Source organism: Mycobacterium sp. IDUB_21, from assembly GCF_055419425.1.
In genome coordinates this window covers 367,714-392,982 of the sequence record NZ_JBVAXQ010000004.1, presented here as the reverse complement: position 1 = coordinate 392,982, position 25,269 = coordinate 367,714, and the positions used below count along the sequence as shown (strand labels likewise).

The window sequence follows — 25,269 nt, the reverse complement described above, 5'->3', positions numbered from 1 at the left end:
GTCGAACTAGGCTGCCGCACTGTCCAGGGGCGCCGCGTCGCCGAAGATGAGCTGTACCAACGACGCCGGAGTCACGGCGCTCGTCGCGTTGCGCAGGAAGTCGTTGGGCAGTGAGAGCCGGAACACCTTCTTCCACGCCGAGCCGACCTGTTTGACCAGCGGACCGCTGGTGTAGGTCAGTCCGTAGCGTTCGAAGAGCTCCCGTACCTGTGGTGCGATCTCCTGATACCGATTGCTCGGCAGGTCCGGGAACAGGTGGTGCTCGATCTGGAACGACAGGTTGCCGGTCATGAAGTGCAGGAACGGACTTCCGGAGACATTGGCTGAACCGAGCATCTGCCGCAGATACCATTCGCCGCGGGTTTCGCCGTCGATCGACGTCTTCTCAAAGGTCTGGACGCCCTCGGGGAAATGCCCGCACATGATCACCGAGTGGGTCCAGAGGTTACGGACCAGGTTGGCGGTCAGGTTCGCGGTGAGCGTGGTGACCGCCGAAGGGCCGGACAGCAGCGGATGCAGCAGATAGTCACGTGTGAGGTGGCGGCGGATCTTCGCCAGCACCCGCTTGCCGTCGCGCCGGAACTCCGCTTTGTCGGTGCGGCCCTTGAGGTACTTGCCGATCTGCAGGTCGTAGGCGGCGATGCCGTACTGGAAGAAGCAGGCGTTGACGAAGTTCCACAGTGGCTGGCCCAGGTAGAACGGTTGCCAGCGCTGGTCTTCATCCACCCGCATGATGCCGTAACCGAGGTCGTTGTCCTTGCCGATCACGTTGGTGTAGGTGTGGTGCAACTCGTTGTGGGAGTGCTTCCACATCTCCGAGGGCGACGCGTTGTCCCATTCCCAGGTGGTCGAGTGGATCTTCGCATCGCGCATCCAGTCCCATTGGCCGTGCATCACGTTGTGGCCGATCTCCATGTTCTCGATGATCTTCGAGAACGACAAACCCACCGTTCCGGCGAGCCAGGCCGGCGGGAACAGTGAGAACAGCAAGACGGCGCGGCTGGCCAGTTCGAGTTTGCGCTGCAGGTCGATGACGTTGCGGATGTAGGCGGCGTCACTGTCGCCACGGCCGGCGATCACCTGCTGGCGGATGGCGTCGAGTTCGATGCCGAGGTTCTCGATGTCGGCATCGCGCAGATGCGCGATCGGGTTGTGTTGGGTGCGCTGCAGAGTAGTCATGTCTGGTTCCTTACAAGTCGATGTGGCAGGCGCCCGCGGCGGCGGACACGCACGTCTGGATGGCGACGCCGTCACCTTCAGCGGCCGTGGTGATTTCGCCGGTGCGAAGATCGCGTACCGCCCCTTGCCGCAGCGGTACGACGCATCCGAAGCAGATGCCCATCCGGCAGCCCGAGGGCATCAGCACACCGGCGGCCTCGCCCGCGTCGAGCAGTGTCAGCGACCCGTCGGCGTCCACCAGGGTGCCGGATTTGGTGAAGGTGACCGTGCCACCTTCTCCGGCGGCGATGACGGCCGGCCGGAACCGCTCGGTGTGCAGGTGGTCGGCGAGACAATTTTCGGCCCAGTGCTTTTCGAGTGCGTCGAGCAGTCCGGTGGGCCCGCACGCCCAGGTCTGGCGCTCGGCAAGGTCGTCCACCAGATCGCCGAGGTCGGCGAGATCGAGGATTCCGTCGGTGTCGGTGTGCTTCTCCACCAGCCTGATCCGACCCTGGCTTGCCAGCATCCGCAGCTCGTCGCCGAAGATCACGTCGGCCGATGTCGGGGCGGAGTGCACGACCACCACGTCGTCGAGATGATCCAGGTGGTTGCGCAGCATCCCCATCACCGGGGTGATGCCGCTGCCCGCGGTGATGAACAGGACCTTGCGGGGCATCGCGGCGCCCTGGGTTTGGAGGGTGAAATCTCCGGTGGCGTGATCGAGCGCAACGATGGTTCCCACTGTGGCGCGCCGCACCAGGTGGTTGCTGACCTTCCCGTCCGGCATTGCCTTGACGGTGATCGTGATGCACCCATCGGCCCGGTCGGTCTCTGAGGTCAAGGAGTAGGCCCGCCACTGGCGGACACCGTCGACATCAACGCCGACGCGCAGGTATTGCCCGGGCACATGGCTCCGCCAGCCCCGCCCCGGCTTGATCACCACGGTGGCCGCGTCGCGGGTCTCGGGATGGATCGCGACGATCCGTCCGCGCAGGTCAGCGCCGAAGCGCAGCGGATCCACGAGGTCGAGGTAATCCGCCGGGAGCAGCGGTGTGGTGACCCGTTCGGCGAACTTCAGGACCCGTTCACGCAGCGTGGCGCCGGCGGTGGGACGGGGTGCCGTGGTTGTCATGACACCACCATCACCCACCTGGGGATATAAACTCTTGTCCTTAGGGCGTGAACTGTCGCCATAAATTTGTTCGGAGGGAATAGTTTGACGGAAGCGGCGCCTGGACGTGAGCCTCGCGGGTTCACTGGCCTCGATCTGGAGGGCCACATCGTCGCGAGTCTGCAGGCCGTGTTGCCCAAAGTAGCCGAACTGACGGTCGCGGCTGTCACGGTCGAAGTGCCCAGTTACGCCGACGCATTCAGCGGACGGATGGGCCAGACCATCGAAAGCGCCGTTCAGATGGCGCTCGGCGCCTTCCTGCAACTTGCCGCCCGCTCACAAGACTCCGATCCGAGCCTGTCGCTGTCACCGGCACTTGACGGCGCCTACGAACTCGGCCGAGGCGAGGCCCGCACCGGCCGATCCATGGACGCCTTACTGTCGGCGTACCGTGTCGGCGCACGGGTGGCGTGGCGTGAGCTGTCGGCAACAGCGGTGTCCGGTGGCCTGGGCGCCGCCACCATGGCGAGGTTCGCCGAATTGGTGTTCGCGTTCATCGACGAACTGTCGGCGGCAAGCGTGTCCGGGCATGGCGATGAACTGGCGACGGCGGGCCGGGTCCGGCAGCGCTATCTTGACCGGCTCGGACAGAACCTCCTGGCCGGCGAACACGTCGAAGTCCTGCTCGCCAACGCCGAACGGGCGGACTGGCAGCCGCCGGCCACCCTGACCGCGGTGTTGCTGCCGCTTGCGCAGACCCGTGGCCTGGCATCGCGGTTCAGTCAATCGACGCTGCAACTCAGCGAGGATCTGCCCGGTATCGACGCCTCAGAGTCGGCCGTTGTGCTGCTGGTGCCAGACATGCACGGCCCCAACCGTCCCCAGTTACTGCGGGTACTGCAGGGCAGGCGGGCCGTCGTCGGGCCGGCACGCGAATGGATGCAGGCGCAGTCGTCCTATCGCCGGGCGCTCCGGGCCCGCGGCCTGGCACCCCTGAACGACACAGACGCGGTCGACACCGAGAACCACCTCGCCGAACTGGTTCTCGGCGCCGACCCCGAGGCCGTCGCGGACCTACGCCGCCAGGTACTGGCACCGATGGCAGGGCTGCGGCCGAATACCGCCGAACGACTCGAAGAAACGCTGCGGTCATGGCTGCTGCACCGCGGCCAGCGTGATGCGGTGGCAGCAGAACTGTTTGTGCATGCCCAGACGGTGCGCTACCGGATGACGCAGCTTCGAGAGCTCTACGGCGACCGGCTCAATGATCCGCAAACCATCCTAGAACTGACTGTGGCGCTGGCGATCCCGCCGACCCGGCAGAAATAGCAACGGGCCGGCCGATCGTCCGTCGGAGGGGCGGTGGCGTCACACGCCCACGGTGCCGGCACCGGGTGGACGCCGGTCGGCCGGCGTGCGGCATTATCGGTACCGAAGACCACAGCACCCGACGGAGGGACTTCAGCCGTGGACATTCGCCGCACCCCGGACTGGCGGTTCGACAACCTGGCCGGATATCCGTTCGAACCCCACTACGCCGAGGTTGCCGCCGGTGACACCGCACCGCTACGCATGCACTACCTCGACGAGGGCCCGGCTGACGGGCCGCCGATCGTGCTGCTGCACGGCGAGCCGACCTGGAGTTACCTGTATCGCACCATGATTGGGCCGCTGGCCGCAGCCGGACATCGCGTGCTGGCGCCCGATCTGATCGGTTTCGGACGTTCGGATAAGCCGACCCGCCGCGCTGACTACAGCTATCTGCGCCACGTCGAGTGGGTGACGGCGTGGCTGACCGGCCTGGATCTGCGCGACGTCACGCTGTTCGGCCAGGACTGGGGATCGCTGATCGGGCTGCGCATCGCCGCCGAGCAGCGCGATCGGATGGCGAAACTGGTGATCGCCAATGGTTTTCTGCCCACAGCTCAGCAACGCACCCCACTGGCCTTCTACGCCTGGCGGACGCTGGCGACGTATTCACCGGTGTTCCCAGCCGGTCATCTGATCAACGTGGCCACCGTGTACCCGGTTCCCGCCGAAGTGCGCGCCGGCTACGACGCGCCGTTCCCGGACCGCAGCTACCAGGCCGGTGCCCGCGCCTTCCCACGGCTGGTGCCGACCTCGCCGGATGACCCGGCGATCGGAGCCAATCGGTCCGCCTGGAACACGCTGGGACGCTGGGAGAAGCCGTTCCTGGCGATCTTCGGAAACCGCGACCCGATCCTGGGGCACGCCGACCGCCCGTTGATCGCCCACATTCCGGGTGCCGCCGGGCAACCCCATGCTCGGATCAAGGCCGGCCATTTCATCCAGGAGGACGCCGGCCCGGAACTGGCTCGGCGCATCCTGGCGTGGGAGGAGACGCTGCGCTGAGGTCGGGCACAGCGCAGCGGAGCGGGAACCGGAGGAAGGGGCATCGTGGCAGTGGCGTCTGAGCAGTCGACCGGTCGCTCCCGCCCGTCGATCCGGGAGTGGTTCCGCGACCCGGGCCGGCTGTTGTGGACGATTGCCGCGGTGTGCTGGGTGGCGCTCCTCGCGGCCGGACATCAGCATGATCTGCGCATCGCCCAAGGTGCTTCAGCTGGGGGTGTCGCGGTCTCGGTGTTGCTACTGGCCGGGGCCTGGCTGGAGATGACCGCGGCAATGATGTTGCCAACGGCTATTCCGATGGTGCGGATGTTCACCGTCGTCAGCGCCCGCGCGCCGCGCACGGCCGCGGTGCGCACGGCCTTCCTGGCCGGCTACCTGGCGCTGTGGCTGGCATTCGCCCTGGCCGCGGTGGCGGTAGCCACCGGCGTCCGGGCCTGGACGGCCCCGGCACAGCTGACCTGGATCGCTGCCCGGCCGCATCTGATGCTGGCTGTGATCCTGGCGATCGCCGGAGTCTTCCAACTGACTTCGCTCAAGGACCGCTGTCTGACCGAGTGTCGCGACCCGCGGGCCTTCCTGTTCACGCACTACCGGCGCGGTATCCGCGGTGCCTGGACGCTGGGGCTGCGCCACGGAGTGTCCTGCTTGGGCTGCTGCTGGGCGTTGATGCTGATCATGTTCGGCACCGGACTCGGCAACGTATTGGCCATGCTGGTGCTCACGGCGGTGATGCTGGTCGAGAAGACCGCCAGCTGGGGCAGGCGGATCGTCACCCCGTTGGGGGTCGGGTTGGTGGTCGCCGCCGCATTGATGGGACTGTACGGAGATCGACTGTCGGGCTGGGGATTGTATGAACCCCTGCAGTCCCCGACCGACATGCATCACCATTGATCAAGGGACCGAATAGGAGATCGCCGTGGGATACGAATTGAACGGTCGCATGGCCGAGGTGTGCAGCTGCCGGTCGCTGTGCCCGTGCACGATCGGCGAGAACGCCGACGGCAACAACTGCGGATTCAACTGGGTGTTCCACATCGATGCCGGCCAAATCAACGACGTCGACGTGTCCGGGCTGAATCTGGGGCTGCTCGGTCACCACGCCGACAACATCTTCGACGTGAACACCAGGGTGTTCGTCATCGTCGACGACCGCGCCGACGACGGCCAGCAGGATGCCCTGATCACTGCCTTCACCGGCCAGGCGGGCGGGCCACTGGCCGATCTGGCCGGCCTGATCAAAGAGATCGTCGGGGTGACCCGGGCGCCGATCGAGTTCGACGTCGACAAAGGCAGCGGCCGGTTCAAAGTGGACGGTGTTTTTGAAGCGGAAGTCGCCGGTTTCACCGCGAAGGACGGCTCACACACCACCTTGAACAACACCGCCCTCGGGCACGTCTACGGCAGCTTGACTTATCCGGGCAAGGTCGTTCGGCATCGGGTGACCGACACCGAACACGGCCTGCAATTTCGGGGCCGCCAATCCACCCAGACCGAGTTCAGCTTTGCCTGCTGAGCGAGTTCGCCGTGGACTTGTATGAATCCCACCTGGTGCGCCGGGAGCTGGTCGCCGAAGGAACCATGGCGTTTTATTTCAGCAAGCCGGACGGTTATGAGTATCAGCCGGGCCAGTCATTTCAGATGACGCTGATCGATCCGCCGTCGAAGGAAGACAGTAGGGGGTCCACCCGCGAATTCACGATCGCCAGTGCGCCCCACGAAACCGAGCTGATGATCGCGATGCGGCTGCGGGACAGCGCATTCAAGGAGTTTCTCAAGGATGCGCCGCCCGGAACGACGGTGACGATCAGCGAAGCCGACGGCGATCTGGTGCTGCATCGGGACGTCTCCCGGCCGGCCGTGCTGGTGGCCGGTGGCATCGGCATCACCCCGTTCCTGTCGATCGCCCGACATGCCGCGCACGAATCGCTGCAGCATCCGCTTTATCTCTTCTACTCCAACTGGCGACCTGAACTGGCGGCGTTTCTTCCCGAACTGGAAGACCTGCAGCAGGCGAACCCGCAGCTCCGTTTGATCGCGACCATGACCGCAGCGGACACCTCGGCACAGCCCTGGTCGGGAGCGACGGGCGTCATCGACGCCGAACTGCTGCAACGGCATCTACCGGACCTGATGAGCCCGGTCTACTACCTGGCCGGGCCGCCGCGGATGGCGCTGGCGATGCTGGACTTACTCCAGGACCTGGGCGTCGACGACGATGCCATCAAGTCTGCGGAGTTCTCCGGCTACTGATCGTTTGCTGCACACCGCTATCGCGTTGTCAGAGATCGAGTGATGGTCGACCCGTGGTTGGTCGTGCGGTCGGCGCTGACGGCGGTACGGTAAACAGCCACAACGGAGGAAGCCCACCATGCAACGGTTGATGACGCCATCGAAGATCACCGCGTGGCTGGACTGCCCGCACTACCTGACGTTGCGCAGCCAGGTCGACAGCGGGCAACGCACCGAGCCCGACATGTCATTCGGATCGTTTGCCCGGCTGCTCACCGAGAAGGGCCTTGCCCACGAGCAGGACTGCCTGGCCGACTATCGGCGCCGGGGTAAGTCGATTCTGGAGGTACCCGCCAAGCGTGACGGTGAGACGTTCGCAGCGTGGGTGGGCCGGGTCGGTAACCCTTTCGACGGTGACTGGGACGTCGTCTATCAGATGCCGTTCATCCACGACGGTATCCGAGGTGTCGCGGATTTTGTGGTGCGCGTTGATGATCCTGACACCGGTGAGGTTTCCTATGAGCCGGTCGACGCCAAGCTGACGCGGACGGACGCCAAGCCGGGGCATCTGCTCCAGTTGTGTTTCTACGCCGACGCCATCGAGGCACTCACCGGCCGCCGGCCGCAGCAGGTGCATATCTGGTTGGGGTCGGGCCGGATGGAGAAGCGCCGTGTCATCGATTTTCTGCCCTATTGGCGGCGGCTGCGAGGCCAACTCGCCGCTGCGCTGGATGCCGGCCCGGCCGAAGCGACCGTCCCGCGGCCCTGCCCGCACTGCCAGTTCTGCGAGTTCAATGCCGTGTGCGAGCAGCAATGGCGGAGCGAGGACTCGTTGATTTACGTGGCGGGCATCCGCCAGACCGACATTGTGGCCTTGACGGCAGCGGGTGTTTCCACACTGAGTCAGCTGACTCAGGCGAGCGGCCCGTTGGAGGGCGTGCGACCCGAGCGCCTGACACGCTTGATCGATCAGGCTGCACTGCAGGCCCAAACGGTCCGCCGGCCTGATGAGCCGCTGCCGTTTGCGATGATTCCCCCCGGCGAGGACGCGACATGGGGGCGCGGGCTGGAAGAACTGCCGCAGCCCGACGGTGGGGATGTGGTTGTCGACTTCGAGGGCCATCCGTTCTGGCGCGCCGATGCCGGCTTGTTCTTCCTGTTCGGGCTGCTGGAACGCGACGCCGAGGGCCAATGGAGCTATCGAGCCTGGTGGGCGCACGATCTGACGCAGGAAGCGGCTGCGGTAACCGAACTGGTGGATTATCTGGCTCAACGGCGTGCCCGGTTTCCGGGAATGCACGTCTACCACTACAACCACACCGAGCGTTCCGCTCTGCAAACAATGGCGGAGTCGCACGGGGTGGCTGAGGTGACGTTGGCCGAGTTGATCGACACGGGCGTGTTCATCGATCTGTACGCGGTGGCACGCAACAGTATTCAGGCCGGCGTCGAATCGTACGGCCTGAAATATCTGGAACGACTTACCGATTTCGAGCGCAGTCACGACATCGATCAGGGAGCCGGCGCGGTCGTTCAATATGAGCGCTACCTGACTGAGAAGAACCCGTCCGACCTCGACGCCATCGCGGTCTACAACGAAGACGATGTGCGCGCGACACTGGCGCTACGGGACTGGCTGGTTTCGCACCGTCCCGCCGGACTGTCTTGGCGACAAGCGCATCTCGATCCGGATCCCGGTATTCCCGAACTCGACGAGCGCATTACCCGTCTGCATGACTTCGGACCGGAGACCGTTCAATATTTTCTTGGTGATCTGCTGGGGTATTGGCGGCGGGAATGGCGGGCCTACGTCGCGCCGAAGGTTGCTAAGCTGCAGGCGGATCCGTCTGAGCTCCTGGAGGATCCCGAAACGCTGGCCGACTTGCAGGCCGTCAAACGGATCAAACGGGTTGGCAAGAGGGGCAAGCAGATCACCCCGGTCCAGCGGTTCACCTTCCCGAGGCAGGTACTCGACCGGTTTCCCCGGCAGGGCGGCAAAGTGATGGTGCTTGCACCGGAAGATCAACTTCTGTACACCACCATCGATTCGCTGAACCGCAAAACGTGTGAGGTCGATCTGGTGTGGAGCGAGAAGCTGCAGGAGACTGGATACCTGCCGCGAGCTGTCGTGTTGCATGACTGGGTCGACCCGATGCCCAAAGCACTGGCCTTACAGGGCTTCGCCGATACCGTGCTCGACGGCAGCGCGGCCAACCCGGTGACGATGTCGCTGTTGCACCGCGAACTTCCCCGCTTCCACGGCGACGGCCCGGCCGGCGGCGTGTTCAATGACGACCTGGCCGACATGACCAGCTGGGTGACCCGCCTCGATCACAGCTTCGTGACCATCCAAGGACCGCCCGGTACCGGGAAGACATACCGTGGAGCACATCTGGTGCATGCGCTGGTCATGGCCGGCTTCCGGGTGGGCATCACCGCAATGAGTCACCACGCCATCGTGAATCTGCTCGAGAAGACCGTGAGCGTGTTCGCGGAGAAAGGTGGCACCGACCGGCTGCGTGCGGTACGCAGAACCGAGTCCGATTCCGCTCCGATGTCAGGTGTCTCGTACGGCGACAACAACAAGTGTGCGCGTACCGAATTCAACCTTGTTGCGGGAACGACGTGGCTGTTCTCCTCCAAGCAGATGCAGGGCGCGCCGGTGGACGTCCTGTTGATCGACGAGGCCGGGCAGCTCTCGCTTGTCGACGCTCTGGCCGCATCGTGTTCGGCCCGCAATGTGGTGATGCTGGGTGACCCGCTGCAGCTGCCGCAGGTCGCCCACGCGAGCCACCCCGGTGGGAGCGGGTGCAGCATCCTCGAACACGTTCTCGGAGAGCACGTCACCCTGCCCGACGACCGCGGAGTCTTCCTGTCTGAAACCTGGCGAATGCACTCCGACGTGTGCGAGTTCATCTCCGAGCACATCTACGAGGGCCGCTTGCGAAGCCACGCCGACTGCGACCAACAGTCCACCGCCGCCGGGACCGGGCTGCGCTGGCTGCGCGCTGAACACCGCGGCAACGCGACAGCCTCTGCAGAGGAGGCCGATCTCATCGCCGGTGAGCTCACCAGGTTGATCGGCACCGAATGGATCAACTTCGAGGGGGTGGCAAAGCCCTTGCTGGCGAGTGACTTCATGGTCGTAGCCCCCTACAACGACCAGGTCCACACCCTCCGGGAGCGGCTGGGCCGTGACCCACACACCGCCGACGTGCAGGTCGGGACCGTCGACAAATTCCAGGGCCGCGAGGCCGCCGTGGTCTTCTTCAGCATGGCCACCTCCAGCGGTGACGACATGACCCGCGGCGCGGATTTCCTGTTCTCCCGCAACCGCCTCAACGTCGCGATCAGCCGCGCCCGGTGCCTGGCCTACCTGGTGTGTACCGACGAGTTGCTCAACACCCGCGCCCGCACCGTCGAGGACATGAAGATGATCAGCACCCTCAACGCGTTCGTCGAATACGTGCAGGCACAGGCGCCGCAATCCGTCGGTGCGTAAGACAACGGGAATCAGCGTGCGACACGGGCCGTACCCTTTCAGGCGTGACCGCCATCGACCCGGAGAAGCTCGCCACCTGCCTTCAGGTGTTGTCCGAGATCGACTCGCTGCCGCCTGAGCACCCCGATGCGGTGGCCGTACGGCGGGCTACCGCGGGCATCTTCAAAGCGGTGAAGAAGGCCCGCCGAGACGCCAAGCGGGACGCGGTGGCCGCCGCCGACAACGCCGTCATAGCCGCCACCGCCACCGGCGCGCCCGGCCGCATCGACGACGAGACGCAGGGCATTCCGCTGGTGTCCGGCACGGTCGGGGCGTCGGCGGGCACCCTGCTGCGCTCACGGGCCTGCTACATCTGCAAGAGCCACTACACGGTGGTGGATGCGTTCTATCACCAACTCTGCCCGCAGTGCGCCGCACTGAGCCGGGCCAAGCGCGACGCCCGCACCGACCTGTCCGGCCGGCGCGCCCTGCTCACCGGCGGGCGCGCCAAGATCGGCATGTACATCGCGCTGCGGCTGCTGCGCGACGGCGCGCACACCACGATCACCACCCGCTTCCCCAACGACGCCGTACGCCGCTTCGCGGCAATGCCCGACAGCGCCGACTGGCTGCACCGGCTGCAGGTGGTGGGCATCGACCTGCGCGACCCGGCCCAGGTCGTCGCACTCGCCGATGCGGTGGCCGCCGACGGCCCGCTGGACATCTTGATCAACAACGCGGCGCAGACGGTGCGCCGCCCACCAGGCTCGTATGCCGCACTCGTTGAGGCCGAACGCACCCCGGCGTCCGAGCTCGTCGACGTCATCACCTTCGACCACGTCAGCGACGCGCACCCGGCCGCCCTGGCCGGCAGCCTCGCCGAGCACCAGGCGCCGCACGCGTTGACCGAACTGGCTCTGACCGCCCGCAGCGCATCCCCGGAGCGGATCGCCGCCGGCACCGCGATCGACGCGGGCGGCCTGCTGCCCGATACCGCCGCGGTGAACAGCTGGACCCAGCGGGTCGACGAGGTCGACGCCCTGGAACTACTCGAGGTCCAACTGTGCAATCAAACCGCGCCGTTCATCCTGGTGAGCCGGCTGCGCCCGGCGATGGCGGCGGCATCGGCGCGGCGCAAGTATGTGGTGAACGTGTCGGCGATGGAGGGCCAGTTCAGTCGGCAATACAAGGGCCCGGGGCATCCTCACACCAACATGGCCAAGGCCGCCCTGAACATGCTCACCCGCACCAGCGCGGCAGAGATGCTGGAGAGCGACGGCATCCTGATGACCGCCGTGGACACCGGCTGGATCACCGACGAGCGCCCGCACCCCACCAAGCTGCGGCTGGCCGAGGAGGGTTTCCACGCCCCGCTGGATCTGGTCGACGGTGCCGCGCGGGTATATGACCCGATTGTGCGCGGGGAGGCCGGCGAGGACCTGTACGGGTGTTTTCTCAAGGATTACTCGCCGAGTAATTGGTAGTCGCCGGGCCCATCGCAAACCACCCGCCGACCGTTTCGCCATGACACGACGCGAACCCGGTGGCCGCTCTGCTCGCCGGTAACCGGGTCGAGACGGAACCGGCCGAACAAGGTGGTGGTGTCGAGCCGCTGCGCCGCGGCGAAAACCTGTTCGGGCTCAACGGTTTCCGCTTCGATCACACAACGTTGCCAGATCACCCCCGCGGCGAAGGCGGCCGCGGCTGGATAGGGCGGCTCCGTGCCGGTGGCGTCCCGGTAACGTCGGCTGAACCACACGCTGTCGGGTCCATCCACCGGATCAACTGCCCCGTCGCCGAACCACTGGCACGGCCCGTAGAGGCCCTCCACCCGCTCGCCGATGGCCTCCCGGAGTTCGTCGACTCCGGCAGCCACCAACCCAACAGCGCGCCAACGATATTCGCGGCTCCATGACGCGACGGCAACGTCGTCCTCAAAGGAGCCGGCCGACAACAGCACGTCACCGGTCGGGGCCTGTGCCAGCGCCGCAGCCACCCGGCCCGGACGGAAGCTGACCACCTGGTGCCGCAGACCCAGACGCCGGGCCGCCGACACCGCCCCCTCGGCCGCCTCGCGGCCGAAGCCGGTGTCGGCATGCAGGATCACCACCTGCGAGCCCGCCGCCAGCCCCTCGGAGGCCATGACGTCAAGCACCGCAGCCAGATAGCGGGAAGCAGGCGATACCACGTTGACCACCCGCGGATACGCCGGGCGGACCAGGGCAGCGGTGGCCCCGCCGTGGTTCCAGACCACGCCGGTGGCCGCGGCCGCGGCCGCGCGGGCCGGCCCCGAACCGTAGGGCCCGAACACCACCTCGGGCCGGTCGGCCTCGGCGGCCCGGATCGCCGCTGCCGCCGACGGGTGAGCGTCGATGACCTCCAGGTCGACCCCGCAGCGCTGCGACCACAGTGTCAGTGCGCCGGCCCCGGCCTCTGCGAACCTGGCCAGCGGCCCCGACAGCGGGGTGACCAGCACAGCGCGGATCTTCACACCTTCCACTATGGCCCCGCGGTTACCGCCGGCCCCGATCATGCGGTAAGCTCTGATCCAAGGTTGGCGTCATGTGATGCCGACACGTCGTGGACTGCTTCCTCATCCACCGGCACCGGCCTGGCCGGGTATCACAGCCGGAAACCCCGATGATTCGTGCCCCAGCACAAGCTCCTCTCGCGGCGATCGATTTTGCCCACCGGCAATCTCGCCACTCTGTGCTGACCGCCGCCTGCCGACACCGTCGCAGGCCCGGGGCACACCCGATGCCCGAAAGGCACCGAAACCCAATGAATACCCAAACCACATTTGCCGAGCTGGGCGTACCCGCGACGCTGGTCGGCGTGCTCGCCGCCAGCGGCATCACCAGCCCGTTCCCCATCCAGATCGACACCCTGCCCGACACCTTGGCCGGCCGTGACGTGCTGGGCCGCGGCAAGACCGGCAGCGGCAAAACGCTGGCGTTCTCGATCCCGCTGGCGGCTCGCCTCGCGACCGTCACCACCCGCCGCGCGGCCCACCCGACCGGCCTGGTGCTGGCGCCCACCCGGGAGCTGGCCACCCAGATCACCGCTGCCCTGCAGCCGCTGGCCACCGCGCACCGTCTCAAGGTGACCACGATCTTCGGCGGGGTGTCCCAAACCCGTCAGGTGTCCGCGCTCAACGCGGGCGTCGACATCGTGGTGGCCTGCCCGGGTCGGCTGGAAGACCTGATGCGCCAGAAGCTGGTCAGCCTCGATGCGGTGCAGATCACCGTGCTCGACGAGGCCGACCACATGGCTGACCTGGGCTTCCTGCCCGGTGTCACCCGCATTCTGGCCGCCACTCCGCCGAGCGGTCAGCGACTGCTGTTCTCGGCCACCCTGGACAACGGGGTGGACAAACTGGTCAAGCGTTTCCTGACCAACCCGGTGTCGCACTCCGTCGACGAGGCCAACTCGCCGGTGGCGGCGATGACCCACCACGTGTTCCACGTCGCCGACTCCAACAGCAAGAAGGAGCTCGTGCACCGGCTGGCCTCGGGCAGTGATCGGCGAATCCTGTTCATGCGGACCAAGCATCAGGCCCGCAAGCTCGCCCGCCAGCTCACCGAGGCCGGTATTCCGTCGGTCGACCTGCACGGCAACCTGTCTCAGCCCGCGCGGGACCGCAACCTGGCTGCGTTCGCCACCGGTACCGCCCGGGTGCTGGTGGCCACCGACATTGCCGCGCGGGGAGTGCACGTCGACGAGGTGGGCTTGGTGGTGCACGTGGATCCGCCCACCGAGCACAAGGCATACCTGCATCGCTCCGGGCGGACCGCGCGCGCCGGCAGCGCCGGCGACGTCGTCACCGTGGTGCTGCCCGAGGAGCGCCGGGACACCTCGGCGCTGCTGCGCAAGGCCGGGATCACCGCCAGCCCGCAACAGGTGAGCGCGCAGTCCGAGCCGGTAACCGTGCTGGTCGGCGAGGTCGCCCCCTACCAGGCTCCGGCCCCCAAGCCAGTCGTCACCGCCGCCGCACCTGGTGGCAGCGGTCGGCCGCAACGCCGCCGCAATACGTCCCGCGGAAATGGCGGAAATGGCGGAAACGGTGGCAACGGCGGAAACGGTGGCAACGTCAGGCGGGCCGGGTCCCCGGGCCGCTCACGTCAGCGCGCAACCTCCCGATAGCCGGCGCTGCAGACCAGCCCTGGTCCTACCCGGTCGGCGCCGGGTGTGCGCTGTGCACACCTGGCGCCGACTGACTTTCGCTGACCTGGGCGTCGGTTCGACTGGCCCACGATGCGCTCTGTGTCCGTGCTGCGCGGACGATGTATTCGGCGGTATTCGAATCCGGAGCTTCTTGCTGTGCGAGGGGAATGGGTATTCCGGCCGCTCGGCGCAGCAGCATCAAGCCAAGGCCTGCCGTCGTCAAGTGGGGAACAACCAATAGTCTTGCGCAGGCGAGTCGGCCGGTAACGACCATCAGACGTTGGCTTCTGTCGCGCCAGCCGGGTCGCGACATACTGGCCGTCGTCATCGAGTCCAAATCCGGCGATCCGTCGGTGACGGACCAGTTGATACTGATATTCGTGATCTCGCCCAGCCGTTGCTGCAATGCTGCGATGAGACCGGGTAGTTCACCCACCATGGAGGCGGTCTGCGGCCACCAGGCTCCGTCGATATCCGCGCCCAGACGGGGCGCCAGGGCGATTCGAACAGGTCGCGCCGAGCGGCGCGGCCCGGTCATGTCGACGCCGGTGGCGACGGAATAGTGAACGGAGACTCCGCCGCAGGCAGGTCGGAAAGGGCCGGCTTCTCAGTTGTCCGTGTCGAGGGCGGAACGACGAACTCCGGCTTGTCGGGATGCGAAAACAAATTAGCGAAGTCCATTGCGGTATATCCTTTACGGATTAGCAGGGGTGGCCCGTCCAACGTGGTGGACAGATGCCGATTGAGTCACGTGGATCGACTCGCACGCCGATGTTTTTCCTAGTGCGTGGAGGTTGAGGGTCGCCGCGAAAGTGAAACGGCTTCCCTTTACGGTACACCCAGGGCGGCTTCACGTCCGAAATCAACGGCCGCTTCGCGAATGTGCGCCGACGGGCCGGCGCTGATCGGCTATGCCGAGCGAACCACAGAGTCGCACGGGTTTCTTAGCGCACCACTTCCCGCTGGACCGCATCGATCCGCCGCGTCCAGCCGCGGGCGTCGAGGCACTCCAGTAGCGGGATCGCCACCCGGCGGGTGGTGTGCAGCGCCTGTTTGGCCTGAGTGGCAGTGAAAGGCTGGGGGAGCCCGACCAATGCCCGCATCGCCAGCGCGGGCGCGCTCGGGAGCAGCACCACGGATTCGGTCAGCCGAAGTAGCCGGCCGGCTCGTTCGGCCGCGGCCAACTCGCGGATTCCCAGACGCAGGGCGGCCAGGTCGTCGGCCTCCGGCGCATGGAACGGCTCCTCGGTGAGGCGGGATTCCAACTCGGCAACCGCGGCGTCGGCCGGGCCGAGATCGGTGAGCGTACCGGGTACCCGGATCAGGCCGTCTCGCTGCTCCAGCCCGGCGTCGCGCACCACGTCGGCGAGCAACCCCGGATCGGGCAGCGCCAGCAGGTCGGCAGCCGCGCCTCCGGACAGGCCGGCGGCCAAGGGGTTTCGCTCGTGCAGCTGCTGCATCTCGGTACGCAGGCGCTCCAGCCAGTCTCGGTAGGTCGCAGCATGCACCCACCAGTCGCGGACCACCCGCACGTCGGCGGGCCTGGCCGTGCAGTCGTAGCCGAGCATCTGCAGTCGCCGCTCGGGCATCGCGCCCCGGCGGGCTACCTGGGCCACCGGATCACCGACGGACTTCCACCCGGCCAGCGCTGCCGCGCGCCGGGCGCCGTCGCCGCGGCGCCGCAGCGCCGCAGGGTCGGGGTCGAGCACCCGGACTCCTGCCAGCACCCGCCGCCCTCCCGGGTCCCGCAACACAAGTCGATCCGAAAGCACCAGCGGCAGCGGATGTTCCAGCGTGACGCGGGCGTGATCGTCGTCGAACGGACGCAAGCGGGCGGGCGCCGACGCGGACCCGACGTGCACCACCAGTTGCCCAGGCAACTCGCTGAGCGGCACACCGGTGGTTCGGCGCACATCGACAACGTCTATGTTCGGCCACGCATCGAGGCTGACCAGAGCGTCCCCGCGGTGCACATCCTCGGCAGACACCCCCCGCAGGTTGACCGCCACCCGCGCCGTCGGCGTCACCGTAGTGCAGGCTTGGCCGCAACTCTGCAGCCCGCGAACGGTCACCTCACGCGCCTGCCCGCCGCTCAGCACGGCCAGCCGGTCGCCGCGCCCCAGCGTGCCCGCCGTCAGGGTGCCGGTCAGTACGGTGCCGGCGCCGGTGATGGTGAACGAGCGGTCCACCCACAACCGGACCCGTCCGCTCGAGCAAGGAGTGGAGAGTCGGGTCAGCACCTCGTCAAGGGTGGCGCGCAGTTCGTCCAGGCCGGTCCCGTCGACCACCGACACTGGCACCGCGGGCGCGTCATGAAGGCCGGTGTCGGCGAGTTCGGTGCGGGTATGGTCGAGCACCTCGGCGATCCGGGACGGCGTCGCCCGGTCGGTGCGGGTCAGCACCACTAGTCCGTGCGAAATACCCAGGGCGGCAACGGCGTCGCGGTGATCGGAGGACTGCGCCTGCCAGCCCTCGTCGGCGGCGACTATGAAGCACACCGTCGGTGCCGGACCCAGCCCGGCCAGGGTGTTGGTCAGGAATCGCTCGTGTCCGGGCACGTCCACGAACGCCACCGGCGCCCCCGAGGGAAGCGTGGTCCAGGCGAACCCCAGGTCGATGGTGAGTCCGCGGCGGCGCTCCTCGGCCCACCGGTCGGGCTCCATTCCGGTCAGCGCCTGCACCAGGGTGGATTTGCCGTGGTCGACGTGGCCGGCGGTGGCTACAACAAACATGGCCAGATCACGGTCAGTCCAGTGCTGCGCGCACGGCGGCCAGTAACCGCTCGTCGGCGGCCTCGGGGACGCAACGCAAGTCGAGCAGGCAAGCGCCGTCGTGCACCCGGGGCAGCACGGCGGGGTCGCCAGTGCGCAGCCGGACAGCGGCCGCTTCGGGCAGGCGCACCGCCCAGCCGGGCAGCGGAACCCCGGGCGCGCCGCCGCCGCCCACCCTTCCGTCATGCGGAACAACTTCGGCACCAACAGCTTTCGCCAGTACTTCGGCACGGTATCGCAGCGACTCGGCATCGGCGTGCAGCGCCACGGTCACCGGCGGCACTCCGCCCGCGACAGTGGCCTCCAGCGCCGCCAGCGCCAGCTTGTCGGCCCGGACGGCGCGGGCCAACGGGTGCCGAGCCAATCGAGAGACGATCTCACTGCGCCCCAGGATCAGGCCGGCCTGCGGCCCGCCGAGCAGTTTGTCGCCGCTGGCGGTCACCACGTCGGCGCCGCCGGCCAGGGCGGTGGCCGCGTCCGGTTCATCGGGCAGCAGCGCGTCGGGAGCGAGCAGTCCGCTGCCCAGGTCGGCCAGCAAGGCCACACCGTGCTCGTCGGCCAGCGCCCGCAACTCGCGCAGGCCGACGGCGGCGGTGAACCCGTGCACGGCGAAGTTGCTGGGATGCACCTTGAGGATGCAGCCGGTACGGGGTCCGAGGGCTTCGGCGTAGTCGCGCAGGTGGGTGCGGTTGGTGGTGCCGACCTCGCGCAGCACCGCGCCGGTCGAGGCGATCAGGTCCGGCAGCCGGAACCCGGCGCCGATCTCGATCAGCTCCCCGCGGCTGACGATTACTTCTTTTCCGGCGGCCAGCGCGGTGGTCGCCAGCACCAGGGCCGCGGCCCCGTTGTTGACCACCAGTGCGTCCTCGGCGGCCGGACAGGCGGCCAGCAGCGCGGCGCGGGTGGCGACACCGCGTTTGGAACGGGCACCGGTGTCCAGATCCAGTTCGACATCGACGTAGCCGGCGGCTGCCACCAGCGCATCGACCGCCGCCGCCGACAGCGGCGCGCGACCGAGATTGGTGTGCACCACCACCCCGGTGGCGTTGAGCACCGGCCGCAGCGTAGTCCCGACTTGACCTGAAAGACGCTCCAGCACAGTATCTTCTACCTGGTGCGGTTTCAGCTCACCCCGCCTCGCCCGGTCCTGGGCATCGCGCACCAGCGTGCGTACGACGTGCTCGCCGAGCCGGCCGCGTGCCTCGCGCACAGCCGGCAACGCCAGCAGTGCGTCGGTGCGCGGAATGGCGCGACGCGGGTCGATCTGGCTCACTACGCCTCCTGTCGGGTGGCGGAGGCGGACGGGAATCGAACCCGCCAGGCCGAGTTGCTCGGCCTCACCGGTTTTGAAGACCGGGGAGCCCACCAGGACCCAAACGCCTCCGCAGAACAAACTAGCCGGACGGTCTTCCCCAGTTGCTGTGATTAGCCTGGACCGATGAACCCAGATGGCATCCGCCTGACCGAGTACGCACACGGTGGTGGCTGCGCCTGCAAGATTCCGCCGGGGGAACTGGAGGATGCAGTGCGCGGCCTGACCGGGCAGGCGTACGACCACGTGCTGGTCGGGCTGGAAGACGGCGACGACGCGGCGGCCGTGCTGGTGCGGGACGATCTCGCGGTGCTTTCGACGGCTGACTTCTTCACCCCGGTCGTCGACGATGCCTACGACTGGGGACGGATCGCCGCCGCCAACGCGCTCTCGGATATCTACGCCATGGGCGGGACGCCGGTGATCGCGATCAACCTGGTCGGCTGGCCGCGGGAGGAGCTTCCCATGGAGCTGATGACCGAGGTGTTGCGCGGCGGGCTGGCGGTGGCCGCGGAGGCCGGCTGCCCGGTGATAGGCGGGCACTCCATCGACGACCCGGAACCCAAGTACGGCATGGCTGTCACCGGGGTCGCCGATCCGAATCGGCTGCTGCGCAACGACGCCGCCGCAGCGGGGCTGCCGCTCACGCTGACAAAACCGATCGGAGTCGGACTGCTCAACAATCGGCACAAACGCACCGGAGAGGTCTCCGAGCACGCCGTCGAGCTGATGACCCGGCTCAATCGCGACGCAGCGCACGCTGCGGTCACGGTGGGTATCCGGGCGGCCACCGACGTCACCGGCTTCGGTCTGCTCGGCCACCTCTACAAGATGTGCCGCGCCTCAGGTGTCGGCGCGGTGATCGACCGTGCCGCGGTCCCGGTGATCGACGGCGCGCGGGAGGCGTTGCGCGACGGTTTCGTCTCCGGCGGGAGCCGGCGCAACCTGGACTGGGTGCGCCCGCACCTGCGTCCCGGTTCCGGCGTCAGCGAGGACGATCTGCTGCTGCTGGCCGACGCGCAGACCTCCGGGGGCCTGCTGGTGGTCGGAGAGCTGCCCGGTCACCCGGTGATCGGGCATACGGTGGTGGGAAGCGGAATCGAGGTGCGATGAGCGAGTTCAAGGTCGGCGACCACGTGCGGTGGAACTCCGAAGCCGGGCACGTCAGCGGGCGGATCACCAAGGTCCACACCCAAGACACCGATTACAAGGGGCACCACCGGCATTGCACGCCCGATGATCCGCAGTACGAGATCAAAAGCGACAAAACCGATCACATCGCGATGCACAAAGGGTCGGCGCTGGAGAAGCTGAAGAACTGACGTCGCGGTGTGGGCGATGATGCCGATGCGTCCGGCTCGCTCACCCCGCCGTGGTGATCGAATCTCCGGTGAACCCGGCCGCCCGTCGCGCCGCCAGCCGGCGCTTCTGCGGCTCGATGGTGTAGCGCGGGTCCTTCGCCGATTCGATGCCGGCCTCGAATACCCCGAACCTGGTCAGCGCAGACGCTCCCAGCAGCGCCAGCCCAGACAATGCCGCCACCCCGCGGTGCCGCCCGCCCAGCAGCGTTCCGATGCCGCCGGCGATCGCCAACCGTTCACTGGCCCGCAGCATCGCCCCGGCCCGGCCCTGATGCAGCGGTTCGGCGGCGATCGGGTCCATCCGGAGCGCCATGGCCCGGGTGGCGATCACGTCACCGAGCACGCCGAGCACCGCCAGGCGTCGCGCCGGCCCGGCCTCGGCCACCGGCGTGGTCAGCATCGCCAGCCCTCCGGAAGCCAGGCTCGCCGAGCTGACGAACACGAACGGCAGGTCGCGGTGCGCGCCGTGCCAGGTCGGGGTGGCGGTGTCGCCCAGCAGCACCGCGGTGTAGACGGCCAGCGGCGCCGCGAACAGCGCGGCCTCCAGCCCGGCCGGCCCTTCGGCCGCGCGCAGCACGCCGCGCAATGGGCCCAGGGGTAGCCGCTCACCGGTCATGCGATCGACCTCGGCGGCCGCGGCCACCGCGGAGCCCGCGCCGAACGCCGACAGGATCCACGAGCCCAGGCTCATCGGGGAGGTCAGTTTGATGGTGCGCAGCATGTTGACGAAGCGTTCCGGGCGTCCGAGGTCGCTGATCAGGGCCGCCATGCTCAACACGACCGCCCCCAGCGCCGCCAGCCGCGAGTTGCGCCGCAACACTTCTCGGCCGGTGAGCTGGGCACCGGCAGCCAGCAGCCCGGACCCACCTGCGACCCCGCCGAGGAACAGATAGGCGGCGATCTCGTGCGACCACGGTGCGGGCTTGACTACCGGTCGCCCGTAGTAGGAGGTGAACGCAACATCGGGAACCATCGGCATCTCGCGGCCGCCGTCACCGCCGCCCCGTCGACGTCGCTTACCGCCGCCACGACGGGGAACGTTCGGCATCACGCTCATGACCGTCCGCCTAAAAACGCGACCGCGGCGGCGGCCAACATCCCCGCGGCGGCCAGTGCCGACCGCTTGAACATCGCGGGCAGGTCCGCGGTTCCCACCCGTGGGTCCGGTGGCAGGCCGTATACCTCCGGCTCATCGAGTAACAGGAAGACCGAACCGGTACCGCCGACCCCGTCATGCTCATTGGCGCCGTAGAGCCGGGCTTCGGTGCGGCCCTGCGCGTGCAGTCGGGCCACCCGCTCGCGAGCTTCGGCGACGAGATCGTCGTGGTCGCCGAACTTGATCGATTCGGTCGGGCAGGTCTTGGCGCACGCCGGGGTCTCGCCGTCGACCAGTCGGTCGTAGCACATGGTGCACTTCTGGGCGATTCCCGTGTTGGGTACCCCGGGCGCGGCCCCGCGGGCCGACTTCGGCGCCGCGGTGCCGTCGGTGCGGCGTTCGATCACCCCGAACGGGCACGCCGGCACACAGTTGCCACAGCCGTTGCAGATGTCGTCCTGCACCACCACCGTGCCGAACTCGGTGCGGAACAGCGAACCCGTCGGGCAGACATCCAGACATCCGGCATGCGTGCAGTGCTTGCAGACATCCGAGGACATCAGCCAGCGGAACTGATCGGTATCCGGCGGCGCGACATCCGCTGCTGCGCCAGGCATTTTCGGCATACCCAGGCTGATCAGCTGCCGCCCCGACTCACGTGCCTCCGCGATGGCATCGGCGCCCTGCTCGATGAACGCCACATGCCGCCAGGCGTTGGCGCCCAGCGCGCCGGTGTTGTCATACGACGACCCGAGCAACTCCAGTCCGCCGTCGGCAGGGTTGTGGTTCCACTCCTTGCAGGCCACCTCGCAGGCCTTGCACCCGATGCAGATCGAGGTGTCGGTGAGGAATCCCTTACGCGGTTGTTGCGGCGACCATCGGGCGTCGGCGGCGGGGTCGGTCGGTCCGGACAGTTGGCCCATCAGTCCCGTCTTTCCTGGTCGGTGTTGCCGGTCTCCGGTGTTGCGCCGGAACGGCTTTGGTACTCAGCGACCAGACGCAGCAGTGCCTCGCCGTGTGGCCGCCGGCCCGGCTGGATGTCGCATGAACCGGCCTTGGATTCCTGGATCTGCACGTTGGGGTCCAAGGTCACCCCGAGCAGATCGTTGGCGGCGTCTCCGCTCACCACCGCGTCGCCGCCGACTCCCCAGTGATACGGCAGCCCGATCTGGTGCACCGTGTGCCCGCCCACGATCAGCGGCGTCATCCGGTCGGTCACCAGCACCCGCGCCTCGATCGCCGCCCGCGGCGAAATGATGGTGGCCCAGCCGAAATTCTCCAGACCGCGCTCGGCGGCCAGGGCGGGGGAGACCTCGCAGAACATCTCCGGCTGCAGTTCGGCCAGATACGGCAGCCAGCGACTCATTCCGCCGGCGGTGTGATGCTCGGTGAGTCGGTAGGTGGTGAACACGTAGGGATAGACATCGGCACCCGGCTCTCCCGCACTGGGAGCCGACAGATTGTCTTTGCGCGGGAACGTGATTCGGGACGGGTTGCGCTGCTGGGCATGCAGTGCGTTGGCGACCGGCGACTCCTGCGGCTCGTAGTGGGTCGGCAGCGGCCCGTCCACCACGCCCTTGGGTGCGAACAACCACCCCTTGCCGTCGGGCTGCATCACGAACGGGTCGTCGCCGGCCAACGCGTCCGGGCCGCCCAAAGCTGGATCCGGTCGAGCGCCCGGGGCGCGGTCGATCACGAAGTCGGGCACGTCATCGCCCACCCAACGGCCGGCCGTCGCATCCCACCAGACGTAGCGTTTGCGTTCACTCCACGGCGCACCGTCCGGGTCGGCCGAGGCGCGGTTGTACAGGATCCGCCGATCGGCCGGCCACGCCCAGCCCCACTGCGACTGGTTCGGGCTCGGTCCGCCCTGGGGCGCCCGCCGGGCAGCCCGGTTGACCCCCTCGGCGTACACGCCGGAGTAGATCCAACAGCCCGACGAGGTGGAGCCGTCGGCGCGCAGTTCGGCGAATCCGGATACCGGCTCCCCGCTGTTCGGGCCGGTCACCTGATGCCCGTTGATCTCGGCCAGCACGAACTCCGGATCCGGGTCGCCGTGCTCGTCGACCGGGTAGTCCCAGACCAGATCCAGCAATGGCCGGTCCCGTGGATCGGTCGACCCGGCGAGCTTTTCGCGGATTCGGTTGCCCAGCTTGACGAAGAACTCCAGTTCGCTGATGCAGTCCCCCGGCGGGGAGACGGCCTGATGGCGCCATTGCAGCAGCCGCTGGGTCTGGGTGAACGTCCCGGCCTTCTCGACGTGGCTGGCCGCCGGCAGGAAGAACACCTCGGTCTCGATGTCGGCGGTGCGCAGTTCGCCCGAGGCGATCTCGGGGCCGTCCTTCCACCAGGTGGCCGATTCGATCAGGTTCAGGTCCCGCACCACCAACCACTTCAGGTGCGACATGCCCATCCGTTGTTGACGGCCGTTCGCCGAACCGACCGCCGGATTCTGGCCGAGCAGGAAATAGCCCTCCACTTCGTCGGCCAGCATTCCGGTCACGGCCTGGTAGGTGCCGTGTGCTCCGGTCAACCGGGGCAGGTAGTGATAAGCCCAGTCGTTGTCGGCGGTCGCGGCGTCTCCCCACCACGCCTTGAGCAGGCTGACCAGATATGCGTCGGCGTTGGCCCAGAAGCCCTTCTGGCTCTTCGACCCGACTCGGTCCAGGTACGCACCGATGGTGTCGTCCCGCCCGGCCTTGGGCATCGGCAGATAGCCGGGGAGCATGTCGTAGAGCGTCGGGATATCGGTGGAGCCCTGAATGCTGGCGTGCCCGCGCAGCGCCATGATCCCGCCGCCCGGCCGGCCCACGTTGCCCAGCAGCAACTGCAGGATCGCGGCGGTGCGGATGTACTGGGCGCCAAGGGTGTGCTGCGTCCAGCCCACCGCGTAGGCGAAGCACGTGGTGCGTTCGCGTCCCGAGTTGGCCGTGACCGCGCGTGCCAGGTAGTCGAACATCTCGGTGTTGATGCCGCAGACGTCGCGCACCATCGCAGGCGTGTAGCGCGCGTAGTGCCGCTTGAGGATCTGGAAAACCGTGCTCGGGTGCTGCAGCGTTTCGTCGCGCTGCACCCCGGCACCGCCGGGGGAGCCGGTGTCGTCCGCGGCGTCGTCTCGGCTTTGATACGCCCAACTCGACGGGTCGTACTGCCGGGTCTGCGGATCGAATCCGGAGAACAGCCCGTCCAGGTCCTCGGTGTCGCGGAAGTCCTCGCTCACCAGCGTCGCGGCGTTGGTGTAGGCCAGCACATACTCACGGAACCACAGATCGTGGGTGAGCACATGGTTGATCAGCGCACCCAGCAGCACCACGTCGGAGCCGGCCCGGATCGGAATGTGCTTGTCGCACACCGCCGACGTGCGGGTGAACCGCGGGTCGACGTGGACCACCACCGCACCGCGGGCCCGGGCCTCCTCCACCCACTGGAAACCCACCGGGTGGCACTCGGCCATGTTGGAGCCCTGGATGACGATGCAGTCGGCATTCGCCATGTCTTGCAGGGTTTGCGTCGCGCCACCGCGACCGAAGGAGGCTCCCAGACCGGGAACCGTGGCGGAGTGTCAAATACGAGCTTGGTTGTCGATCTGTATCGCGCCGGCGGCGGTGAAGAGCTTCTTGATGACGTAATTCTCTTCGTTGTCCAGCGTGGCGCCGCCCAGCGAGGCGATGCCCATGGTGCGTCGCAGCGGCCGGCCGTCGGCGTCATGGTCCTGCCAGGTATTGCGGCGCGAGGCGATGAACCGCTCGGCCACCATGTCGATCGCGGTGTCCAGTTCCAGCGGTTGCCAGTCGGTGGCGCGCGGCGCCCGGTAGAGCACGGTGATCTGCCGGCCGGGGGAATTGACCAGCTGCTCGCTCGCCGCCCCCTTCGGGCATAGCCGGCCTCGGGAGATCGGCGAGTCCGGATCCCCCTCGATGCCCACCACCTTCTCGTCCTTGACGTAGACGCGTTGGCCGCAGCCGACCGCGCAATACGGGCAGACGCTTTGCACCACTCGGTCGGCGGTCGCGGTGCGCGGCGTGATGGCGCGGGTGGCCTCGGAGGTGACGGCCGGCCCACGGCCGAACACGTCGCCGGTGCGCAGTTGCCGGATTACCGGCCACTCCAGGAATTTTCGCTGAACCATCCTCGCAGCGTAGTCCTGCTGTACTCGGGCGACGTGCCGTTCCGGGGCAACCGGCGCGGTCTTGAATCAGACCCGGGATGATGGAGC

At 67.7% G+C, this 25,269-nt stretch carries 19 protein-coding genes and 1 tRNA gene; 10 read left to right on the top strand and 10 right to left on the bottom strand.

The features are described 5' to 3' along the window. Positions 1–6: 6 nt before the first annotated feature. Positions 7–1,179, bottom strand: coding sequence for a fatty acid desaturase family protein (locus ACZYY4_RS09075; RefSeq protein ID WP_463809591.1), 1,173 nt, complete (start codon positions 1,177–1,179; stop codon positions 7–9). A 10-nt stretch (positions 1,180–1,189) separates the two neighbouring features. Further along, a complete protein-coding gene (locus tag ACZYY4_RS09070) occupies positions 1,190–2,290 on the bottom strand; it encodes a ferredoxin reductase (RefSeq protein WP_463809589.1) in 1,101 nt (366 codons plus the stop codon). Between the two features lie 66 nt (positions 2,291–2,356). Here ACZYY4_RS09070 and ACZYY4_RS09065 point away from each other — a divergent pair, with 66 nt between their 5' ends. The 7 genes from ACZYY4_RS09065 (at position 2,357) to ACZYY4_RS09035 (ending at position 11,833) form a co-directional block, all read left to right on the top strand. Next, positions 2,357–3,598, top strand: coding sequence for a PucR family transcriptional regulator (locus tag ACZYY4_RS09065; RefSeq protein WP_463809587.1), 1,242 nt, complete (start codon positions 2,357–2,359; stop codon positions 3,596–3,598). A 138-nt stretch (positions 3,599–3,736) separates the two neighbouring features. Further along, on the top strand, positions 3,737–4,642 hold the full coding sequence (locus tag ACZYY4_RS09060; protein WP_463809585.1) for a haloalkane dehalogenase: 906 nt from the start codon (positions 3,737–3,739) through the stop codon (positions 4,640–4,642). A gap of 45 nt (positions 4,643–4,687) precedes the next feature. After that, positions 4,688–5,530 carry a DUF2182 domain-containing protein gene (locus ACZYY4_RS09055; RefSeq protein WP_463809583.1) on the top strand — a complete coding sequence of 281 codons (843 nt, stop codon included), beginning with the start codon at positions 4,688–4,690 and terminating at the stop codon, positions 5,528–5,530. A 25-nt stretch (positions 5,531–5,555) separates the two neighbouring features. Beyond that, a complete protein-coding gene (locus tag ACZYY4_RS09050) occupies positions 5,556–6,152 on the top strand; it encodes a DUF1326 domain-containing protein (protein ID WP_463809581.1) in 597 nt (198 codons plus the stop codon). A gap of 11 nt (positions 6,153–6,163) precedes the next feature. After that, complete coding sequence (locus tag ACZYY4_RS09045) at positions 6,164–6,889, top strand: ferredoxin--NADP reductase (RefSeq protein ID WP_463809579.1); 726 nt, start codon at positions 6,164–6,166, stop codon at positions 6,887–6,889. 118 nt (positions 6,890–7,007) lie between these two features. Beyond that, positions 7,008–10,370 (top strand): TM0106 family RecB-like putative nuclease, encoded by a 3,363-nt coding sequence (locus ACZYY4_RS09040; protein ID WP_463809577.1) that lies wholly within the window; start codon positions 7,008–7,010, stop codon positions 10,368–10,370. 44 nt (positions 10,371–10,414) lie between these two features. After that, on the top strand, positions 10,415–11,833 hold the full coding sequence (locus tag ACZYY4_RS09035) for an SDR family NAD(P)-dependent oxidoreductase (RefSeq protein ID WP_463809575.1): 1,419 nt from the start codon (positions 10,415–10,417) through the stop codon (positions 11,831–11,833). Here ACZYY4_RS09035 and ACZYY4_RS09030 read toward each other — a convergent pair. Further along, positions 11,812–12,840: an ABC transporter substrate-binding protein gene (locus ACZYY4_RS09030; protein WP_463809573.1), complete on the bottom strand. Its 1,029-nt coding sequence runs from the start codon at positions 12,838–12,840 to the stop codon at positions 11,812–11,814. The two genes, ACZYY4_RS09035 and ACZYY4_RS09030, sit on opposite strands and share 22 nt — an antisense overlap. Positions 12,841–13,130: 290 nt before the next feature. On the opposite strand from ACZYY4_RS09030, the gene ACZYY4_RS09025 reads away from it, so the two are divergent. Continuing rightward, a complete protein-coding gene (locus ACZYY4_RS09025; protein ID WP_463809571.1) occupies positions 13,131–14,492 on the top strand; it encodes a DEAD/DEAH box helicase in 1,362 nt (453 codons plus the stop codon). 25 nt (positions 14,493–14,517) lie between these two features. Here ACZYY4_RS09025 and ACZYY4_RS09020 read toward each other — a convergent pair whose 3' ends face one another. The 4 genes from ACZYY4_RS09020 to ACZYY4_RS09005 all read right to left on the bottom strand — a co-directional run bounded on the left by ACZYY4_RS09020 (position 14,518) and on the right by ACZYY4_RS09005 (position 18,668). After that, the gene (locus tag ACZYY4_RS09020) at positions 14,518–15,051 is read right to left on the bottom strand and encodes a DUF5994 family protein (RefSeq protein ID WP_463809569.1); all 534 of its coding nucleotides are present in this window, start codon (positions 15,049–15,051) and stop codon (positions 14,518–14,520) included. Positions 15,052–15,457: 406 nt separating this feature from the next. After that, positions 15,458–17,245, bottom strand: coding sequence for a selenocysteine-specific translation elongation factor (gene selB, locus ACZYY4_RS09015; RefSeq protein ID WP_463809567.1), 1,788 nt, complete (start codon positions 17,243–17,245; stop codon positions 15,458–15,460). A 13-nt stretch (positions 17,246–17,258) separates the two neighbouring features. Next, positions 17,259–18,557, bottom strand: a complete 1,299-nt coding sequence (gene selA, locus ACZYY4_RS09010; protein ID WP_463809565.1) for an L-seryl-tRNA(Sec) selenium transferase — start codon at positions 18,555–18,557, stop codon at positions 17,259–17,261. A 16-nt stretch (positions 18,558–18,573) separates the two neighbouring features. Next, positions 18,574–18,668: transfer RNA gene (locus tag ACZYY4_RS09005), tRNA-Sec, on the bottom strand. Between the two features lie 54 nt (positions 18,669–18,722). On the opposite strand from ACZYY4_RS09005, the gene selD reads away from it, so the two are divergent. Together selD and ACZYY4_RS08995 are read left to right on the top strand one after the other, a co-directional pair. After that, positions 18,723–19,709, top strand: a complete 987-nt coding sequence (selD, locus tag ACZYY4_RS09000) for a selenide, water dikinase SelD (RefSeq protein ID WP_463809563.1) — start codon at positions 18,723–18,725, stop codon at positions 19,707–19,709. After that, positions 19,706–19,918 (top strand): hypervirulence associated TUDOR domain-containing protein, encoded by a 213-nt coding sequence (locus tag ACZYY4_RS08995; protein ID WP_463809561.1) that lies wholly within the window; start codon positions 19,706–19,708, stop codon positions 19,916–19,918. Before selD ends, ACZYY4_RS08995 begins: the two co-directional genes overlap by 4 nt. Before the next feature lie 40 nt (positions 19,919–19,958). Here ACZYY4_RS08995 and nrfD read toward each other — a convergent pair whose 3' ends face one another. The 3 genes from nrfD to fdh are packed head-to-tail and all read right to left on the bottom strand — an operon-like array spanning position 19,959 to position 25,182. Next, positions 19,959–21,014, bottom strand: coding sequence for an NrfD/PsrC family molybdoenzyme membrane anchor subunit (gene nrfD, locus ACZYY4_RS08990; RefSeq protein WP_463809559.1), 1,056 nt, complete (start codon positions 21,012–21,014; stop codon positions 19,959–19,961). Beyond that, positions 21,011–21,976 carry a 4Fe-4S dicluster domain-containing protein gene (locus ACZYY4_RS08985; protein ID WP_463809557.1) on the bottom strand — a complete coding sequence of 322 codons (966 nt, stop codon included), beginning with the start codon at positions 21,974–21,976 and terminating at the stop codon, positions 21,011–21,013. Before ACZYY4_RS08985 ends, nrfD begins: the two co-directional genes overlap by 4 nt. Beyond that, a complete protein-coding gene (fdh, locus tag ACZYY4_RS08980) occupies positions 21,976–25,182 on the bottom strand; it encodes a formate dehydrogenase (RefSeq protein ID WP_463809555.1) in 3,207 nt (1,068 codons plus the stop codon). Before fdh ends, ACZYY4_RS08985 begins: the two co-directional genes overlap by 1 nt. Positions 25,183–25,269: the final 87 nt, after the last annotated feature.